Genomic DNA, 18,517 nt, shown 5'->3' with positions numbered 1-18,517 from the left:
CTGCGTATGCCCAACAACTGGCAAACGCCGCTATCATCAACCCTGGATTCTAAACCCGGCCGCTACTCAGGACGGGGGGACGTCGTAATCACGCCAACATGTACGTGAGAATGCAGGAAGCTGCTGTCAGAATCTACACAAGCGACAAGTATGCAAAGCGAGGAGAAGTAGGCGAAATAGCTTTGCACGCAATATGTCGAGATTTCTTTGAAACATTTCCTATTGCACCTCGCGTCTTCTACTTGACCGCTTCTAACGACGTGGTCAAGTCTTTTGACATGGTCCATGTGCGATACCCTGATTCAGGTGAAATTGAACTTTGGTTGGGTGAAGCAAAACTCTATGAAGACTCTGACTCGGCTATTTCTGAAGCAATTGCTTCTGTTAAGGCGCACATTGATCAAGGGTTTTTGAACAGAGAAAAATTAATAATAGGCCCCCAACTGTCGAAGCATATTCCACGATATGAGGAAATTAGAAATATTTTTTCTGTCCAGACATCCCTGGACAACCTTTTTGCGACGGCAGTTTTTCCAATATGCATTATGGCTAGCAGTCAAAGCACCGCTACAGCTAAAAAACATGATTCAAAATATTCAAACGACATCCAGAAAGAGTTATCTGAAATTAATCTCAAGCTAAACAACTCGGGACTTCGTCAAAAAATTAAGATTGTTTTAATTTACTTTCCACTCGCGTCAAAGTCTCAGCTTGCTGACGCTTTCGACAGAAAACTTAAAGGGTTGAATGCATGACACCGACTATAGAATGGTCGAGTCTTGAATCAATGAAAGGCGATCGACTAAAGACGGTAGTATTCAACATTTTTCAGGAAGTTTCCCGTGCGATAAATCTTTACCCCACGGACAATCCACAAGTTCTAGAGTCTGTTCCAAGATTGGCAAATTTAATTGAGGCGAATGGCGAGCTTAGATCCTTCAAAGAGCCATTGAACGCATTAGCTCGCGCAACTGGACTATGGAATTACATAGACAAAGAATCGGCTGATGCTCAAGAAGCGCTTATTGCAGAGTCTGTGACACTAGGAGAACTAGATGGGCTAACACTTCACCGAGAACAAGTTGCCGCCCTTAATGCGCTTCTTGCCGGAAAAAATCTAATTCTTAGCGCGCCTACTAGTTTTGGGAAAAGCCTTCTAATTGATGCCCTTATTGCGTCCAAAAAGTATCGACGCATAGCTATTGTCCTTCCGACAATTGCACTTCTCGATGAGTTCAGAAGACGGCTTAGACGTAGGTTTCGAGACAGTTTCAAGATCGTCATGCATCCAACTGAGCATGCGGACACTGCCGGAACCATAGCTGATGGGGTTATATTTTTAGGTACGCAAGAGCGACTAATCACACGGGATGACCTTGGCAATTTGGATCTTACCGTTGTTGACGAGTTTTATAAACTTGACCCCACTCGGAAAGATGACCGCAGTGTTGCTCTAAATGCGGCCGTGTATAAGCTTCTTAGTCACTCTAAACAATTTTTCTTTCTTGGACCAAATATTGATGGGGTCCGCGTTGCAAGTGACGGAAGATGGAACTTTGAGTTTCTACGGACCAGATTTTCTACGGTCGCGGTCGACACTTTTGATCTAACTTCTGTTCAAAATAAGCAAGAAGCACTTTTTGATGAAATAGCTGACGATGCCAACTGGCCTGCTCTGGTTTTCGTTTCCTCGCCTGATAAAGCAAACAAACTAGCGGCCCTTGCCGCTGCAGATCTTGCGGTTTCAGATACAAGTGCAGATTTCGCGATGTGGATATCTGAAAATATCGGAAAGAAAAGCGGCCTGCATGAAACTGTACGTTTTGGGTTTGGCATTCATCATGGTCGACTGCCAAGGGCAATCGCTGCCCAAATGGTACGAATGTTTAACCAAAGAGACCTTCCAGTACTTTTCTGCACATCCACATTGATCGAAGGTGTAAACACAGCCGCAAAAACTGTGCTCATTTTCGACAAGGCGATAAGTCGCTCCAACTATGATTTTTTTACTTTTTCTAACATCCGCGGCAGAGCCGGCAGGCTTGGAGAACATCACGTCGGGAAGGTTTACCTTTTTAATTCCCCACCTTCTGAAGAGACGACAGAAGTTGCTCCAACATTATTTTCTGAGGAGGACGATGCTCCACTAGAGTATGTTGTTCAATTGAATGATCAAGACAGACGTTCAACAAGCGCTCGCGTGGATAATCTTATGAACAACATCGGGCTGAGTCGTGAAGATCTTAAGATTGCAGCATCTATAGGGGTTGAGAAAGCCTACAATCTTCGCCGCGCCGTGTACCAAGCAATGGATAATTCCCATGGTTTAGCTTGGTCCAATTATCCAGATTATCCACAAATCAAGACCACTATTGAGATGATCTGCAAGGTAAAATCTCCAAGCGAATTCGGAGCACGTAGCGCATCTCAACTTTCGTATTTTGTCAATCGTCTCAGACAGACCAAGACTATGAAAGAATTTCTTATCGAATACGACAAAAAGTTTGATGGAGATATTTCAGGGCACGACAATATCTTCAAGTTTCTGCGCGCCTGCGAGTATGGACTTAGTCAAGCCTTCGCGGTAGTTGAAGTTTTTGTCAAGCAAAGATCACCTAGTGTTGACTATAGTTTTTTTATTCAAGGATTAAGCCGCTGGTTTCGAGCCGAAGAACTCAAAAATCTAGATGAAGAAGGGGTTCCCATTCAAATATCTGAGAGATTCTGGCAGCAAGGTGATGACCGCCAACGGCTCGAGAACAAGTTGAGAACAGCTTTGAAATCCCCTACAAGCCTAAGTGAATTTGAGCGAGAATGGCTGAGGCAGGCATTGGATAATTAGCGTCTAATTCCTACAAATCTTGACCTCCCATACATCCCCCACCCGCCATCCTCGACGCAGCCTCAACCGGAGAACGCACGATGATGAAGTGGATGGGCACCGCGCTGGCCGCGGCATTGTTGGTGAGCGGTTGCGCCAAGGTGGAGGGCGAGAAGTTCATTGGCCACTGGGTCAATGTGCAGACGCAGGACGAGACGATGGACATCGAGCGCAATGGCGAGACCTTCATGGTCCGCAGCACCACGCCGAAGTTCTTCAGCCGCAAGCCCAAGACCGAGAGCTACCCGGCGGTCTACAAGGACGGGGCGCTGCAGGTCACCAATGACGGGGAGACGGTCAACTTCGTCATCGACGAGACCAACGGCCACCTCAACACCGGCGGCGAGCAGTACCAGCGCGTGCAGACCAAGTAAGCGCATCACGACAAGGCCCGCACTGCGGGCCTTGTCGTTTCTGACGAAGACAGGTCGTGGCTGCACCGGGTGGTGCGTGCGCGCGTAAGCGGTCATCCACCTGCTTTCGTCCTGGCGCGATGTGGATTTGAGACGGCAACGACTGCGCCAAGCTGCGCGCAACAACTGGCAACCGGACATTTCATAGCGGACTGGACCTGCGGCCTGCACCGAACAACGTCAGCACGCTGGTGCAGCCGGTATAGGATCACGCCCTTTCGTTGCCGGTGCGTGTTGCGCGCCATCCAAGAGACTCGATGACGATCCGCTTCCCGAGCGCCGTGCTGCTGCCGGTTGTGCTTGCCGTTGTTGCCACTGCGGCGTTTGCCCAATCCAGCACCGGCCCGGTGTATCTGGCCCCGTCGGTCGCTGTGGCGCCGCCGGTGGATCGGCCGTTTGCCGGGGTGATGGAGGTGCGCGTAGACGCCTCCGATGTGGCGCGGCGCATCTTCCACGTGCAGCAGCGGGTGCCGGTCGCGCCGGGTGCCGCGGTCACGCTGCTGTATCCGCGGTGGGAGGCTGCCAGCCATGGGCCGAGCCTGACCGTCACCGACCTGGCCGGCCTGCAGGTCAGTGCGGCGGGCCGCCGTGTGCGGTGGCGACGCGATGCCTACGAGCCGCATGCCTTCCATGTGGATGTGCCGGCAGGCACGCAGGCCATCGATGTGCAGTTCCAGATGGTGGCCGGCGGCGACCTGCTGACGCGCGACATCGTGTCCGTGCCGTGGCAGCGCCTGCTGCTCTACCCGGCTGGCTGGTATGCGCGAAACATTCCGGTGGCCGCCACACTCACCCTGCCCGAGGGATTGCGGCCGTTCAGTGCGCTGGACGTGGAGCATGCACAGGGCGCGCACTATCGCTTCCGGACGACATCGCTGGAAACGCTGCTGGACGCGCCGGTGCTGGCCGGCCGCCATACCGCGCAGTTGCCGCTATCCGGCGCCGGGTCCGGTGCCGTGTCGCTCGACGTGGTGGCGTTGCGGCCGGGCGACCTGCACGTACCGCCGGCGCGGGTGGCGGAACTGCGGGCGCTGGTCGCGCAACTGCGCGCGGTGTTCGGCCCGCCGCCGTTCGCCCGCTACGCGATCCTGGCGCGGCTGAGCGACGAGGGCTCGTCCGGCGGCACCGAGCATCGCGCGTCCAGCGAGAACGGGTTGGCGTCGTCGCACTTCCAGCAGTGGCCGGAGCAGCTTCTGTATCGCGACCTGATCGCACACGAGATCGTGCATGCCTGGAACGGGTTCTATCGGACCCCCGCCGACCTGTGGGCACCGACCCCGAACGTGCCGGTCTCCGGCAGCCTGTTGTGGATGTATGAAGGACAGACCGAGTTCTGGGGGCGGGTGCTGGCCACGCGCGCCGGCCAGTTCAGTGCCGATGAGGTGCGCGACCGCCTGGCCATCGATGCGGCGGAGGTCGCGCAGCGGCCAGGACGGGCGTGGCGGCCCCTGTCCGACGATGTCCACTACCCGGCCTTCATGCTGCGCCAGCCGGTGCCGTGGCGCGACTGGCAGCGCCGGCGCGATTACTACGCCGAAGGCGTGATGCTGTGGCTGGCGGTGGACGCCGAACTTCGCGCGCGCAGCGGCGGCGATCGCGGCCTCGATGATTTCGCGCATGGTTTCTTTGCCGGCGCCACGCCGGACGCGCCCACGCGCACCTATACGTTCGACGACATCTGCGCTGCGTTGAACGCGGTGGCGCCCGCCGACTGGGCGGGTTTCCTGCATGGATGGGTCGATGCGCACGACGAACTGGACACCACGCGCGGGCTGACCCGGCACGGCTGGGCACTGGTCTACACCGACACGCCGACAGCGGTATTCCGGGCCAGCGAGGAGGAGGCAGGGGTGTCCGATCTCAGCTATTCGATCGGATTGGCTGTGCGCGCCGATGGCATGGTTCGCACGGTGGCCTGGAATGGCCCCGCGTTCGCGGCCGGGCTGCGGCCAGGCACGCGCCTGCGCACCGTCAACGGCGCGCCGTTCGACCAGCAGGCCTTGCGCGATGCGGTGCGCGGCTCGACGCATCGCCCCATCGTGCTGGGCATTGCCCAGGACGACCACCACGCAGAGGTGGCGATCGCATATGCAGGGCCGCTGCGTTACCCCAGGCTGCAGCGGCTTGCCGACCGGCCCGATACGCTGGCCAGGCTGCTGGCCCCGCGCTGAGGCGGCAGCCGGCAGCACCGTCCGTCGCCCTTGTGGCCATTCCCTCTGCCCTTGCATGGCGCACAGGCCTTACAGTGCGCGGGCACGCCGGTTCATGGCGCTGCCAGCCCAATCAATCCAGCAACCACGAGGGTGTCATGAGCAAGGGGATGGACCAGAAGAAGAACCAGAAGAAAGAGCCGACCAAGACGCTGAAGGAAAAGCGCGCGGCCAAGCAGGAAAAGAAGGGCAAGTAAGCCGCCTGGCCGCCAGCAGGCGGACGAGGTCAGGTGGAGGCCTGACCTCGCGTTCTGGACAGGCCACCGGTTGGCCAGCCAGGACTGTCGTGTTGGCTAGCCGCATCGGCGGTATTGCACGCCTTGCCACGACGATGACCACTACGTGATTGCAGCTGCGCCATGGCGCCAGCGAGCAGACGATTGTTGCCTTGCCAAGCGGATGCGTTTGCCAAGGTCTTCCACGAGTTCGGTAGGTAACGTTTCCCTGGTTGGATCATGCCGCACGTCGGGTGCACAAGGCTCAATCACCCTGCAGGCGTAGCGGGTGGCTGGGATGCTCGCGAATGAAGCGGTCGACGTCCGATCGCCTGGCGGGCAGTGGGGCGCACTGCTGGCTGCGGTAACTGAAGAACCGAAACGCTGCGCGATACAGGCGTTCGACCTTGGTCCACTGCGCCTTGTCGCGTGCCGGAGGCGCCTTGAACGAACGCCCCATCATGCACAACGCGTCGCCGCAGCCTGGACAGGGCGCTGCCTGCTCGCGCGGGGCGAGCTTGAAACTTCTGCGACACCCGAAGCAGGCGTGCGCTACACGATAGGTGGCGCCGGTTGCAGCCACTTTGGCGGTACGCGGCTGGCGGAGGCCGGCTGCGTATCGCAACGCCATGCGATGGGATTTGTCGGTAGCGCTCACGCGCGAACCTCTTTACCGACCCTCTGGGGCCAGCGTTGAACGATATGCCGGGTACTCCCATCGCAGGACACGGCCCCTGCCCGATGCGTGGCTGGCAGGATCGCAACCATGTGTGCAGGAGGGGGTTGCTGCCAATCCGCTGCGGGAAAGTTGACAGGGAATGTCGAGCCGTTCGGGTTGGCCGAGTGCGCGTAGATGGCGGTATCCATGGTGTCCGGGCTCAGGTCTGCCCACACTTGCACCGCTGCATCATGCTGCGCCAGACGCGCCTCCAGGTAGCCCAGTACGCGCACTGCAACCGCGTTCACCATGTGCCGATCTTCCGCAGAGGCGCGGCCGCGACCGTTCCAGTCCACATGCGTATGCCACAGGTCGAACCAGCTGTGTGGATCCAGGCGATCGATCGCCGCGCACGCCTTGGCTTCTGCTCGCGCCCAATAACGCTGCATCCGTTTGCGGCGACGTCGATCCATGGGTGTGGTCCTGTTCCTGGGCCAGAATGGGGCAGATTCACGTCTTCATTGCGGCGGTGACATCTCCGGGCCTACTTTTTGGACAGCGATGCCATCCCCGCTCAGGTCACCCATAGCTCAAGACGGTTGGTGATCTTCCACCCATTTTCCGCGCGGGTCAGAAGATAAAGCATGCCCGTGCCACATCGTCCGTGGCAACGTTGTTCGGCATATACCAGGGAACGCGGTCCACTGTCGACGGGAACCGGCACGCTTATTCGCAGATATCCCGCTGTTCCCGGGAAGGCCTTGTAGAAATTGGACCAGTTGATATCGACCAGCAGGGCATCGACCTGAGCTGTCGACGCCGTTCGAATATAGATACTGTCGGGCAGCCGTACGTCCACCTGGGCCGTATTTGCCAGCAACAATGTCTGCCTTGCCTGCTTTGATACGAATGCATCGGCGGCAGCAGATGAGAGCAGCTTTTGATCCAGGTTCGAGTCACATACCTGCTGCGCTCTGCCGCCTGCGCAGGTCGGGGTAGATCGATCGAGCAACATCACCGGCTTGCGCCTCCCCTGTGCGGAGGGATTTTCAAAGTCCTGCGCCGAAAGGTAGACGGGATAGCGCTGATCAGCGATCGCCGTCCAGATCCGGATCACGTCATCTTTTGATAGTGCCGCAGGTGGCTGCTGCAATGCGGGCTGTTCTGCTATCTCCGCAACATAGGAAGTCACCGAAGTGGCTCCCAGTGCCACCCCTATAAAAGCTACGCCGAGCAGTGAAGTTCTCAGGATTGGTGTCAATTCATCGCCTTCGAATGCGGGCCAGTCCGTGCATCAGCAGGGCTGGGCTTGTCATCGCCCCAACTAGAAAACACGGGGTGAGAAGTTGATGGCATCGCGTCAGATACGTTGTTCAATAACTATGTCGAAAAAATCCGTATCACGCCGCCAGGCGCTTGATGCGAGCCGGCAGGTCGCCCAGCGCACGATGCGCTTGTTCCAGTTCGTAATCGGCTTGCAGGCCCAGCCAGAAGCGCTCGGTGGTTCCCAACGCTGCAGCCAGACGCACGGCGGTATCGGCGGTGATACCGCGCTTGCCCAGTACGATTTCATTGATGCGGCGCGGCGGCACGCCGGTTGCGCGCGCCAGCGCGTTCTGGCTGATGCCCAGTGGCTCGAGAAACTCTTCGAGCAGGATTTCGCCTGGATGAATGTTGGGTAGGACTGTCATGGGCAGATGCCTGTGCTCAGTGGTAATCGACAATTTCGACCTCGGCGACATCGCCCTGCATCCATCGGAAGCAGATGCGCCACTGATCGTTGATCCGGATGCTGTACTGCCCGCGCCGCTCGCCCTTCAACGCTTCCAGCCGGTTGGCGGGTGGAATGCGCAGATCGTCGAGGTGCGCGGCAGCGTTGAGCATGCGCAACTTGCGGCGCGCGACCGACTGGATGTCGGCCGGCAACCGGCGGGAGCGCTCACCCAGCCAGATCTTTTCGGCTTCCTTGTCGATAAAGCTCCTGATCATGCAGCAACCATAACGCGACCCGTCATATGACGCAAGCCGTTATGGCTGGATGGTCGTCAGCTTCCGTAGGCAGCAGTCATCCGAAAATTTCGGATAACTAGCTCTTGCTGTAACTCAACTTTCGTTCAACACCCTTCATCAGAACAACGACCCCTGCACGGGCATGACAGTGGGTGGTTCTGTTGCTGGCTTGGCGGGTACCGCCTGCTGCTGCGCACCCAATCGCCACGCCAGCCCAGAGATCCGAGCGGCGTGCCTTGCGAGTGCGGCGCGGATGACCGCTTCGCTGCCGGCCAGGTGCAGGGCGCGGCGGGCGCGGGTGATGCCGGTGTAGAGCAGTTCGCGGCTGAGCACGCGGGCGTCGCGGGTGGGCAGCTGCAGCCACACGGTGTCGAATTCGCTGCCCTGGGCCTTGTGCACGGTCATGGCGAAGGCGCTTTCGTGGGCCGGCAAGGCGGCGGGGTGGAAGCCGCGCACCTGGCCGTCGCCGTCGCCTGCGAACCAGGCGACCAACGGGCCTTGCGCACGGCGCTCGGCGCCGGCAGCGTGGCGGTGCGGGCTGCCGGAAGGTTGGCCTGGCCAGGACGAGGGCGCTTGGTCGCCGGACGGCGGCGCGGCGCCTGTGGCGCTTCGCGCAGCCGAGGGATCCGCTGCGCGTCGTTCCGACGATGGATGTGCTTCGCTGTGCCCTGCGAAGAAATTCGCGTCGTTTGGGCCCGGAGAGCGGTTCGCCTCGCTGTGCAAGCAGATGCCGACATCGCCGTTGAACAGGCCGTGGCGGTAGCTGTTTTCGGTGATCAGCAGCAGGCGGCCGTGGAACCAGGGCGCGCCGCTGCCCAGGCGGCGGGTGCCGGCGCCGGTGTCGGCCAGCAGTTGTTCGATGCGGGCGTTGAGGCCGCGCGCGCCCTGCGGGCCGGCGCGCACGGCGGTGAGCAGGCGCAGGCGCCCGGCTGCACGCAGGGCGGCGGCCGGGTCGGTGGCGTCGGCCAGCGCGCGCCAGTGGGCGAACAGCGCGTCGCGGCCGTCGCTGAGCGGGTCGTCGCCGTCTTCGTGGAAGTGCACGCCGGGCAGGTCGCCGCTGCGCAGCAGGGCGAGCGTGGTGTCGGCATCGCCGGCGCGGATGGCGTCGGCCAGTGGGGCCAGGGCGAAGTCGTCTGCCTGGCGGTAGCCGCGCAGCAGGTGCACGCGGTGGCCGGCGAGCCCACCGGTGTGGGCAGGCGTGGACGTGGCGACAGGCGTGCTGCCGAGCAGCGGTTGCAGGGCGTGGGCGTCGTCCGGCTGCAGTGCATCGCCGGGGCCGGCGGCCTGCAGGATGGCGGCGAGCACGTCGCCGGCTTCCACCGAGGGCAGCTGGTCGGCGTCGCCGAGCAGGATCAGCTGGGTGCCGTCGGCGACGGCTTCGACCAGCTTGCACATCAGTGGCAGGTCGACCATGGAGGCTTCGTCGACCACGATCAGGTCGAATGGCAAGGGGTTGTCGGCGGTGTGGCGGAACTGCGGGGCATCGGGGATGACGCCGAGCAGGCGATGCAGGGTGCTGGCGCCGGTGGGCAGGGCGGTGGTCCAGGAGGGGGCGGTGGGGGAGTTGCCCTCACCCGCCCTGCGGGCACCCTCTCCCGCAGGCGGGAGAGGGGAAGCGTCCGGGTGTGGTGCAGGCGGGAGAGGGGAAGCGTCCGGGTGTGGTGCAGGCGGGAGAGGGGAAGTGTTTGGGTGTGGTGCGGTAGGCGGGAGAGGGGAAGTGTTTGGGTGTGGTGCGGTAGACGGGAGAGGGGAAGTGTCCGGGTGCAGTCCGGCAGGCGGGAGAGGGGAAGCGTCTGGGTGCGGTGCGGTAGACGTGAGAGGCGACGTGTCCGGGGTCGGTGCGGCGGAGGGGGGTGGCTGGCCCTGCTCCATCGCGCGGGCCACGGCCAGGCGCAGGCTCTCGGCCATGCGCTCGGCGGCGCGGCCGGTGGGGGCGGCCAGGGCGATGCGGGGCAGTGGCTGGCCGGAGGCCTGCGCCTGGGCAATGCGCAGCAATAGCAGGCGGGCGATGGTGGTGGTCTTGCCGGTGCCGGGGCCGCCGGTGACCAGCAGCAGCGCGCGGCGCAGGGCCAGCGCGGCGGCCTGGGCCTGGCGGTCGATGGATGGCTCGGGCAGGCCCGTACCCTCACCCGCCCTTCGGGCACCCTCTCCCGGGGGGAGAGGGGATGAGGCGGCTGCGTTCGGGAACAACTGCGCGAACAGCGGTGCCAGCGCCGCGGCGTCGAACGCGGGCATGGGCTGGGCGGCGATGCGCTGCAGGCCCAGCGCCAGGCGGCGTTCGTATTCGCGATAGCGACGCAGGTAGAGCAGGCCATGCTCGAGCACCAGCGGGCGGTCTGCGGCGGCGGGCTGATCGGGCGCGGGTTGGTCGACCCAGCGCGAGGCGGCGAGCACGCGTTGCCAGTCGGCGGGGTCCGGCAAGGTGGGCGGGGGACCATCGCGTGGGTCCAGCAGCATGGCGGCGCGAGCCGGGTCCAGCCCGGCGTGGCCGCTGGTGACGGCCAGCGAGGCGAGCGCGGCGCCGGCCAGGACCTGTGGGTCGGTGTCTGGGGCAAGCCGTTGCAGGCTTTGCGCGAAGGCTACGTCCAGCGTGCGCAGGGCGCCGGCCTGGTGGAGGGCGGTGAGCAGGCTCGTGGGGGTCATGCGGTGGGGGTTCCCGGGGCGGACGCGCCCTCACCCCAACCCCTCTCCCCTTGAAGGGGACCGAGGTCCCGGGGGGAGAGGGGCTTTGAGGCGTCGCTCTGCTGGGAGGAAGGGGATTGTGGGGTGTTGCTAGGACCGGGATCTTTCGGCTTGCCGGCGAACAGGGCATCCAGCGCATGGACCAACGCCGGGTCGAAGCGCCAGGCGTAGACGCCGGGTGCGGACGCTCCGTCGCGTGGAGCGTCGGCCCCGGCAGCCGGTGCGGGCATGGCATTCGGCACGGCCTCGTCCGTGTCCTGGCGTGACGCATCCAGGCCGCGGCAGAACAGGTAGCGCACGCCGCCGAAGTCGCGGGCGTAGTCGTAGGCCTCGCCCAGGCGGAAGCGCAGCCAGCGGTGCAGCGCCACGGTGTAGATCAGTGCCTGCAGGGTGTATTCGCTGTGCGCCATGGCGCGAGCCAGGGCGTCGGGTTCGTAGCTGGGCAGGCGGTTGGATTTGTAGTCCAGCACGTACCAGCGGCCGTCGACGGTGTAGGTGAGATCGATCAGGCCGGTCATCAGGCCTTCCAGGCGCTGGCGTGCGCCGAAGGCCTGGCGGTCGCCGACCACCTCGAAACGATGCAGCAGGGCCAGCAGCGCGTCCACGCGGGTGGGCTGCATGGCGAAGTGGAATTCCATTTCGTTGCGGCGCTGCGGCTCGGGCACGGCGGCCAGGGTGGTGCCTTCGGGCAGGGTCACGGTGAGGGTGTTGCCGATCAGCGCGGTGAGCATGCGCAGGCCGTCATCGAGCTCGTCCTGCGCGTAGCCGCCGCGTTGCAGGGCGTCGATGATCGGGGCGACCTGGCCCTCAGGCGCGGGGTCGCCGGGGCGCCAGTGCTGCCAGGCGGCGAAGTCGCAACGCTCGAACACGTCGTGCATCACCACGCCGAAGCGGTTGCCGGCAAAGCGCGGATCGAACGGTTCGGCCTCGGTGACCGCGGCCGCGGCGTCGCTGGCGGGTTCGTCGGTGCCGCCACTGCCCACCACGGTGGCGCTGGCCATCGGGTCGGTGGCGGTGCCGGCGTCGGCGTTGGCCAGCTGGGTGAAGCTGTAGACCCACCAGTCCGGGGCGATCTGCCGCTGCGGGATGCGCGCAGGCGGCACCTGCGCCTCGGGCGGTGGTGGCAGGCGTGGCAACTCGGCCGGCGGGGTTGTCGTGTCGACCACCACCACGCCCTCGCCGACCGCACCCTGCAGTGCATCGAGCGCACGCAGCATGCCGGCCAACGGCGTGCGTTCGTGCTGGTGGAAACTGCCGCTGGCGATCCACAGCGCGTGCTCGGCGCGGGTCAGGCCGACATACAGCAGGCGCGCGTCTTCGGCGCGTTGTTCCTGCTTCCAGGCCGCTTCGGCCGCGCTCCAGGCCGGGTCGTCGTCGCGGCTCCACTTGGACACGTTCCAGTGCAGCTGGCGGCCGGTCTGCGGCGCATGCACCACGCAATGGCGGCCAGCGCCCTTGTCGCTACGGCCGATGCCGATGTAGGGCAGGAACACCAGCGGGTATTCCAGGCCCTTGCTCTTGTGCAGGGTGACGATCTGCACGCGGCGCGCATCCGATTCCAACCGCAGTTGCTGCGCTTCGTCGTTGTCGTCGGCATTGGCGATGCGGCGCGCCAGCCAGTCGACCAGGCCGTGCGGGCCGAGTGCGCGCGCGTCGGCTTCCTGCAGCAGTTCGGCCAGTTGCAGGTAATTGGTGAGGCGGCGTTCGCCATCGACCAGGGCCAGCAGGCGCTGTCCGTGCGCGGCGCCGAGTTCGCCGATCAGCGCCAGCGGGCCGCCGCGTTGCCAGCGTTCGCGCCAGTCCAGCGCCTGCTGCTGCCAGCGGCGATGCCGCTCGCCGTCGTGTTCCAGGGTGGCGATGGCGATGGCGTCCTGCCCGATCAGCACCGTGGCCAGTGCGGCGCGCAGGCGGCTGTCGTCGCCCGGGTCGAGCAGGGCCTGCAGCAGTGCCAGCACTTCAAGTGCTTCGTCGGTGGCGAACAGGCTCTGCTTGCCGGCGGCCACCGCGGGAATGCCCACCGCGCCCAGCGCCTGCTGGATGCGGGTGGCCTCGCCATGGCTGCGCACCAGCACCGCGATGTCACCGGCCTGCACCGGAAGTGCGTTGATGGTGGCGGTGCCGTCGCGGCCAGCGGCCAGCCAGCCGCGGATCGCGGCCACGCAGGCGGCGGTGGCCAGCTCGCGGGCGCGGCCGGCGCTCCAGGGCTTGGGTTTTCCTTTCGCAGGCGGTGGCGGCTCTGGCGCACGCCACAGCGTCAGCGCCGGGGCGGTGGCACCGTCGCGTTGCAGGTCGGTGTCCAGGCGCTTGGTGCCCGGCTGCACCGGATGGAAGGCGATGCCGTCGGTGAGGAAGGCGTCGGTGTAGCCGGCCTGCGCGTACAGCGCGTCGATCGCCGCCAGCACGCCGGGGCGCGAGCGGAAATTGTGGCTCAGCGGCGGGGCCGGTTCGGCGCTGATCGCCGCGGCCAGATAGGTGCGCACATCGCCGCCGCGAAAGCCATAGATGGCCTGCTTGGGGTCGCCGATCAGAAACAGCGACGGCGCGAATTCGGCCGCCTGCGCGAGCGCGCCGTTGCCGAACACGCTGGAGAAGATCGCCCACTGGCGGTCGTCGGTGTCCTGGAATTCGTCCACCAGCGCGATGGCGTATTGCGCGCGCAGGCGCCTGACCAGCGCGTCGGCCTGCGGGCCTTCCAGCGCCTGCGCCACGCCGTCGACCAGGTCGTCGTAGGTCTGCACGCGGCGCTGGCGCTTGAGCAGGGCCAGCCGGGCGATGGCGTCTTCGCGCAGGGCGTGCAGCAGGCGGATGCGGCGGCGTGTCCGCCATTGTTCGACACCGGCCAGCGCGGTGAGATAGCCATCGATGGCGTGGCTCAGCGGCGAGGCCGGGGTGCGATCGACGAATTTCTTGTTGGTGCCAGATGCTAGTTCGGCCGCGGTCAACTTGATCAGCTTGGGATGCGGTGCGCTGTCCTGCGACGGTGCCGCCGCGAAATCCTCGAACCAGTGCCACAGCGCAGTGAGCCAGTCGGGTTTGTAGCTGACCTTGCTCAGCACGCCGCCGTCGATGGCCGCCATCAATGCCTCGAAAAACGCCGTGCCCTGCGCCTGGAAGGCGGCCGCCAGGGCGTGGCTGGCAGCATTCACGGCCTGCAGCAAGGCGGCGGCATCGTCGCTGTCGGGAGAGACTGCCGGCAGCAGCGCGGTATGGCGCAGCAAGGCGCGCAGATCCGTGGCCAGTGCTGGCGGGCCGCCCGACCACAGGGCGATCAGGTCTTCGGCCATCGCCGGATCGGCGGCACGCTGGCGCCACAGGTCGGCGGCCACTTCGCCCAGCAGTTCGCGGTCGTTGGCGAGCAGCTGCGGGGCGGCGAAGGCCTGGCCGCTTTCCAGTGCGTGTTCGCGCAGCACGCGCGCGCAGAAACCGTGGATGGTGAATACCGCGGCCAGGTCGATTTCTTCCACGGCCTGCTGCAGGCGGCGGTGCAGCGCGGCGGGGGTCTCGGTGCCGGCGGCCAGGTGCGTGGCGAGGATGGCGCGGGTGAGCAGGACGTCGGGGGCGTCCTGTAGGAGCGGCCCTGGCCGCGACGGGTTGTCGGCGAGGTCGGTCGCGGCATGGGCCGCTCCTACAGGAGCCGCGGGCGCCGGGTCGGTCGCGCCCGGGTGCGCTCCTACGAAAGGCGATGGCGCATCGGGGACCAGCGTGGCGGCCAGCGCCAGGCGCTCGCGGATGCGCCGGCGCAATTCCTGGGTGGCGGCCTCGGTAAAGGTCACCGCCAGGATCTGGCCGATGCGCAGGCCGCGCTCGACCACCAGGCGGGTGAACAACGTGGCCAGGGTGAAGGTCTTGCCGGTGCCGGCGCTGGCTTCGATCAGGCGCACGCCGTCCAGCGGCAGCTGCAGATACGGGTCGGTCACGGTGGGCGCGCTCATTCGCCCTCGTCCTGTGCGCCATGCCAGTGCCGCCAGCTTTCGATCACGCGCTGCGGATCCAGCGTTGCGTCGGTGTTGGCGCGTTCCAGCAGGTCGTAGAGCCGATGGCTGGTGCTGGCGAACGCGCTGAACCGCTGCGCATCGGCGAACGGGTCGCGGCCGCGGTTGACCAGGCGCAGCTCCGGGCTGTGCGATTCGCTCCAGCCGAAGCTGGCCTGCCATTGTCCGGCCGCGTCCTTGATGGCCTTGTCCAGATCGTCGCCGCGCGCGGCCTGGTGGTATTTCCAGCTGCTATAGGGCGCGAACGGCAGCGGTGCCTGCAGGCCGCGCCGATACAGCTGCAGCAGCTCGCCCAGCGCGGCGCGCGCCTGCGCCTGCGCCAGCGGCTGTGCATCGATGGGATGCGGGCCCAGGCCGTCGTCGTGCTCGAAGAAGCGCACGTACGGCACCTGCTCGCCGGCGGCGCGCAGCAGCAGCCATTCCAGTCCATGACGAATCGCGTTGCGGCCGGTGAGCGCGCCCACCTGCACGCGCCCCACGCCGTGCGCATACCAGCCAGGCACGCGGCCATGCAGCGCGACATCGCCGATCTGCACCTGCAGCCGCTGCGACTGCGCGTCGGCCTCGCCACGCCACTGCCGGAAGGCCTGCGCATACGGGCGCAGTTGCGCCAGCCGTTCGTCGAGCTGGCGCCGCCCCAGCGGGCCGGACGGCAGCAGCGCGCGTGCGCGCAGACGTTCGTACAGCCCGTCCACTTCATCGGCCAACGCGGCCTCGAACACCTGTTGCTGCAAGCCGTATTGATCCAGCCCGCGCGTGGGTGCGAGCAGCGGTTCCAGATCGCTGTCTTCGCTGGCCGGATCGGGCAGGCGCATCCCCAAGCGATGGCGCAGGAACTGCCCGGCCGGGTCGCCGAACAGCCGGCGCAACTCGTCGATGGATACGCTGTCCGGCAAGCCGCTGTCATCGGCCGGCAGCGCGCCGGCCACCCACGGCGCCAGCGGCTGGCGCTGGCCGGTGAGGCTGTCCACGGCCGGGCGCCATTGCCGGCGATAGCTGAAACGGCGCGGGTCCGCACCTGCGTCGCTCTGCGCACCGAAGGCGGCCGCGGCGAACGGCTGCAGCGGGTGCTGCACCACCAGGGTACCGGCGGCATCGGCGGCGGCGTGGTAATGCGCCGCGGTGGCCAGCAATTCGCTGACCAGCACCGAGGGCTCGCGCGGGCTGCCATCGCGCGCATCGGCGCCGAGATAACTCAGGTAGAACACGTCCTGTGCGGAGGCGAACAATTGCAGGAACAAAAAGCGGTCGTCCTCGCGGGTGGAACGGTCGCCGTGGCGGCGGCGCGCAGTGCCCAGTTCGGCGGTGAGGCGGTTGAGCCCGGCGGCCGGGTCGCGGCGCGGAAAGTCGCCATCGTTCATGCCCAGCAGGCAGATCACCCGGAACGGCAGCAAGCGCATCGGCACCATGCGCCCGAAGCTGATGCCGCCGGTGAGCAGCGGTGCGCGCGTGTCCGATTCGCCCAGCACGGCGGCAAAGTGCGCGCGCACCACCTCGGCGGGGACGGTGCCGGGGTATTGGGCGCGTTGCGCATCGCGGGCGAACTGGTCGATGAGGCTGCGCAGGCGGTCCAGCGCGCGCTGCGCGCGCGGGGCCGAAGGCGCGGTGGGAATCAGCGCATCCAACAGCTCCAGCAGGCGCTCGCGCCAGGTGGCCGGCGGCAGCGCCTCGGCCAGTGCGGCCTGATGCCGCTCCAGCACGCGCAACAGGCGCAGCAGCGTGTCCAGCGCGGCCAGCGCGCTGCCTTCCAGCTGCGGCCACGGCGCCACGCCGTCGATATCGTCGTCGGCACCACTGGCGTGGCCGAGCAGCAGCCGGTCCAGCGCGAAGCGCCAGGTGTAGGCGTCGTCGCCCGGGGCCTGGTGCTGGCGCCGATGCATGGCGTCCAGGCCCCAGCGCGCGCCGGCGGCATGCAGCCAGCCGCGCAGGCGTTCCAGCCCGGCCTCGTCCAGGCCGGCGGCTTCGGCGATCGGCGCGCTGGCGATCAGGTCCAGGATCTCGTGCAGGCCGAAACGTGCGATCGGCAGCTTCAGCAGGGTGACAAACACCTCGGCCAGCGGTTCGCTCGCCAGCGGGCTGGCGTCGGCCAAGGCATACGGCAATGCGTCGTCGTTGCCGTGGCTGCCGAACACCGCGTCCAGATACGGCACGTACGGGTCGATATCCGGCGACAGCACCGCGATCTCGCGCGGCTGCAGCGGCGGTTCGAAGCGCGCATCGTCCAGCAGCGCGCGCAGCTGGTCGTGCAGCACCTGCAGCTCGCGCAGGCGGGTGTGGCAGGCGTGCACCTGCAGGCTGGGGTCGTGGAGATCGACCGCCGGCAACGCGGCCGGCACCGCCGGAGCGCGGCGATGGAACAGGTCGCTCTGCATGCGCCGCAACAGGCTGTCGCCCAGGCCGCCGTCGGCGAGCGGGCGGCGGCCGGACTCCAGCGGATCGGCATAGGCGGCGATTTCGGCCAGCGGGTGCACCACTTCGTAATCGCCGATCAAGGCCATGAAGTCGCGACCGGCCGCGCCCCAGGCCTGCAGCAGCGGGTTTTCCTGCACCTGGTCGGCGAACAACGCCGCCCCACCCTCGCGGCGGCGTTGCCACAGGGTCTGCAGATCGCCCCAATACCCTCGCGTGGGTGTGGGCAGATAGAAATGCAGCGTGCCCACGCGCGCCTGCGTGGCCAGCACGCGCAGCACGTCGGGCGAGATATTGAGGATGGCGAAGGCGAACAGCCGCGCCGGCAGGCCCTGCGGCAACGGACCATCGTCACGGGCGTAGCGGTCCAGGTACTGGCCGATGCGGCGCGCGCGGTACTGCCGGCCGGTGGCGATGCTGCGCCACAGCCGCGCCTGCGGATCGTCCGCATCGGCGCCACTCTCCCAGCGCAGCAACCAGTCGCGGCGCCAGGCCTGGTACTTCTCGAACACGCTGCCCAGCTCGCCGGCCAGCGCCCAGGGCTTGAGCGCATCGCCATCGGCCAGATAGCCGGCCAGCGGCGCCAGTGCCGCATCGCCGCCCAGATCGGCCTGCAGCGCGGCGTACAGCCGCCACTGCGTGGTAGCCATGTCCAGATCGTCGTCGGCCGGGCCGAGGTTACGCTCCAGCGCGCGCGCGACGAATTCGCCGGGGGTGAGGAACTCCAGATTCGCCGCCACGCCGTGCTCGGCCGCCAGCGTGGACTGCAACCAGCGCCGCATCGCCACCTGCGGAATCAGCACCACCTCCGGCTGCAACAACGGCTGCCCGGGCACCGGCCGGCGCAGCTCCTGCGCGAGCAGGGCCGCCAGGGTATCCAGCGCATTGGATGGATAAAGACGGAAATCGGGCGCGGACGTGGCGTGCATGCGTGCATGCATTGTGCCGGATGCCGCACAGGCGCGCGCTCGCGGACGTAACGCCGGCCATTAGCCAGCAGGAACCGCCACCGGTGCTTGACCGGATACCGATCCCGCAGCATCTGCC

Annotated in this window: 12 protein-coding genes and 1 pseudogene; 4 read left to right on the top strand and 9 right to left on the bottom strand. The window is 65.3% G+C overall.

What is annotated here, in order from left to right:
• Positions 1 to 98 precede the first annotated feature (98 nt).
• From XcodCFBP4690_RS19740 to XcodCFBP4690_RS19725, 4 genes are all read left to right on the top strand, one after another.
• Complete coding sequence (locus XcodCFBP4690_RS19740) at positions 99 to 755, top strand: HamA C-terminal domain-containing protein (RefSeq protein ID WP_488174560.1); 657 nt, start codon at positions 99 to 101, stop codon at positions 753 to 755.
• Positions 752 to 2,842: a DEAD/DEAH box helicase gene (locus XcodCFBP4690_RS19735; RefSeq protein WP_104543709.1), complete on the top strand. Its 2,091-nt coding sequence runs from the start codon at positions 752 to 754 to the stop codon at positions 2,840 to 2,842. Before XcodCFBP4690_RS19740 ends, XcodCFBP4690_RS19735 begins: the two co-directional genes overlap by 4 nt.
• A gap of 80 nt (positions 2,843 to 2,922) precedes the next feature.
• Positions 2,923 to 3,255 carry a hypothetical protein gene (locus tag XcodCFBP4690_RS19730; protein WP_104543707.1) on the top strand — a complete coding sequence of 111 codons (333 nt, stop codon included), beginning with the start codon at positions 2,923 to 2,925 and terminating at the stop codon, positions 3,253 to 3,255.
• 296 nt (positions 3,256 to 3,551) lie between these two features.
• The gene (locus XcodCFBP4690_RS19725) at positions 3,552 to 5,465 is read left to right on the top strand and encodes a M61 family metallopeptidase (protein ID WP_104543705.1); all 1,914 of its coding nucleotides are present in this window, start codon (positions 3,552 to 3,554) and stop codon (positions 5,463 to 5,465) included.
• A 519-nt stretch (positions 5,466 to 5,984) separates the two neighbouring features.
• Here the strand turns inward: XcodCFBP4690_RS19725 and XcodCFBP4690_RS22560 are convergent.
• The 9 genes and pseudogenes from XcodCFBP4690_RS22560 to recC all read right to left on the bottom strand — a co-directional run bounded on the left by XcodCFBP4690_RS22560 (position 5,985) and on the right by recC (position 18,399).
• Positions 5,985 to 6,182 (bottom strand): hypothetical protein, encoded by a 198-nt coding sequence (locus XcodCFBP4690_RS22560; RefSeq protein ID WP_146091982.1) that lies wholly within the window; start codon positions 6,180 to 6,182, stop codon positions 5,985 to 5,987.
• A gap of 191 nt (positions 6,183 to 6,373) precedes the next feature.
• Positions 6,374 to 6,850 (bottom strand): hypothetical protein, encoded by a 477-nt coding sequence (locus XcodCFBP4690_RS19710; protein ID WP_244183737.1) that lies wholly within the window; start codon positions 6,848 to 6,850, stop codon positions 6,374 to 6,376.
• 101 nt (positions 6,851 to 6,951) lie between these two features.
• Complete coding sequence (locus XcodCFBP4690_RS19705) at positions 6,952 to 7,569, bottom strand: hypothetical protein (protein ID WP_146091980.1); 618 nt, start codon at positions 7,567 to 7,569, stop codon at positions 6,952 to 6,954.
• 208 nt (positions 7,570 to 7,777) lie between these two features.
• Positions 7,778 to 8,068 (bottom strand): HigA family addiction module antitoxin, encoded by a 291-nt coding sequence (locus tag XcodCFBP4690_RS19700; RefSeq protein WP_104543699.1) that lies wholly within the window; start codon positions 8,066 to 8,068, stop codon positions 7,778 to 7,780.
• Between the two features lie 16 nt (positions 8,069 to 8,084).
• Positions 8,085 to 8,366 carry a type II toxin-antitoxin system RelE/ParE family toxin gene (locus XcodCFBP4690_RS19695; protein ID WP_104543697.1) on the bottom strand — a complete coding sequence of 94 codons (282 nt, stop codon included), beginning with the start codon at positions 8,364 to 8,366 and terminating at the stop codon, positions 8,085 to 8,087.
• Between the two features lie 138 nt (positions 8,367 to 8,504).
• The gene (locus tag XcodCFBP4690_RS19690; RefSeq protein ID WP_430523617.1) at positions 8,505 to 10,712 is read right to left on the bottom strand and encodes an AAA family ATPase; all 2,208 of its coding nucleotides are present in this window, start codon (positions 10,710 to 10,712) and stop codon (positions 8,505 to 8,507) included.
• Positions 10,701 to 11,030 (bottom strand): annotated as a pseudogene (locus tag XcodCFBP4690_RS23480) (exodeoxyribonuclease V subunit alpha); the annotation flags it as partial. The pseudogene XcodCFBP4690_RS23480 and the gene XcodCFBP4690_RS19690, both read right to left, overlap by 12 nt.
• Positions 11,027 to 15,001, bottom strand: coding sequence for an exodeoxyribonuclease V subunit beta (recB, locus tag XcodCFBP4690_RS19685; protein WP_104543693.1), 3,975 nt, complete (start codon positions 14,999 to 15,001; stop codon positions 11,027 to 11,029). The pseudogene XcodCFBP4690_RS23480 and the gene recB, both read right to left, overlap by 4 nt.
• The gene (gene recC, locus XcodCFBP4690_RS19680; protein WP_104543691.1) at positions 14,998 to 18,399 is read right to left on the bottom strand and encodes an exodeoxyribonuclease V subunit gamma; all 3,402 of its coding nucleotides are present in this window, start codon (positions 18,397 to 18,399) and stop codon (positions 14,998 to 15,000) included. Before recC ends, recB begins: the two co-directional genes overlap by 4 nt.
• Positions 18,400 to 18,517: the final 118 nt, after the last annotated feature.

This window comes from Xanthomonas codiaei, from assembly GCF_002939785.1.
GTDB classification, from domain to species: domain Bacteria; phylum Pseudomonadota; class Gammaproteobacteria; order Xanthomonadales; family Xanthomonadaceae; genus Xanthomonas; species Xanthomonas codiaei.
Note: the sequence above shows the minus strand (reverse complement) of the source record. Positions and strands in the feature narration are given on the sequence as shown.

Coding starts and splice junctions, on each gene's coding strand:
- XcodCFBP4690_RS19740 (WP_488174560.1), top strand. CDS start 99: ATGTACGTGAGAATGCAGGAAGCTGCTGTCAGAATCTACACAAGCGAC.
- XcodCFBP4690_RS19735 (WP_104543709.1), top strand. CDS start 752: ATGACACCGACTATAGAATGGTCGAGTCTTGAATCAATGAAAGGCGAT.
- XcodCFBP4690_RS19730 (WP_104543707.1), top strand. CDS start 2,923: ATGATGAAGTGGATGGGCACCGCGCTGGCCGCGGCATTGTTGGTGAGC.
- XcodCFBP4690_RS19725 (WP_104543705.1), top strand. CDS start 3,552: ATGACGATCCGCTTCCCGAGCGCCGTGCTGCTGCCGGTTGTGCTTGCC.
- XcodCFBP4690_RS22560 (WP_146091982.1), bottom strand. CDS start 6,182: ATGATGGGGCGTTCGTTCAAGGCGCCTCCGGCACGCGACAAGGCGCAG.
- XcodCFBP4690_RS19710 (WP_244183737.1), bottom strand. CDS start 6,850: ATGGATCGACGTCGCCGCAAACGGATGCAGCGTTATTGGGCGCGAGCA.
- XcodCFBP4690_RS19700 (WP_104543699.1), bottom strand. CDS start 8,068: ATGACAGTCCTACCCAACATTCATCCAGGCGAAATCCTGCTCGAAGAG.
- XcodCFBP4690_RS19695 (WP_104543697.1), bottom strand. CDS start 8,366: ATGATCAGGAGCTTTATCGACAAGGAAGCCGAAAAGATCTGGCTGGGT.
- recB (WP_104543693.1), bottom strand. CDS start 15,001: ATGAGCGCGCCCACCGTGACCGACCCGTATCTGCAGCTGCCGCTGGAC.
- recC (WP_104543691.1), bottom strand. CDS start 18,399: ATGCACGCCACGTCCGCGCCCGATTTCCGTCTTTATCCATCCAATGCG.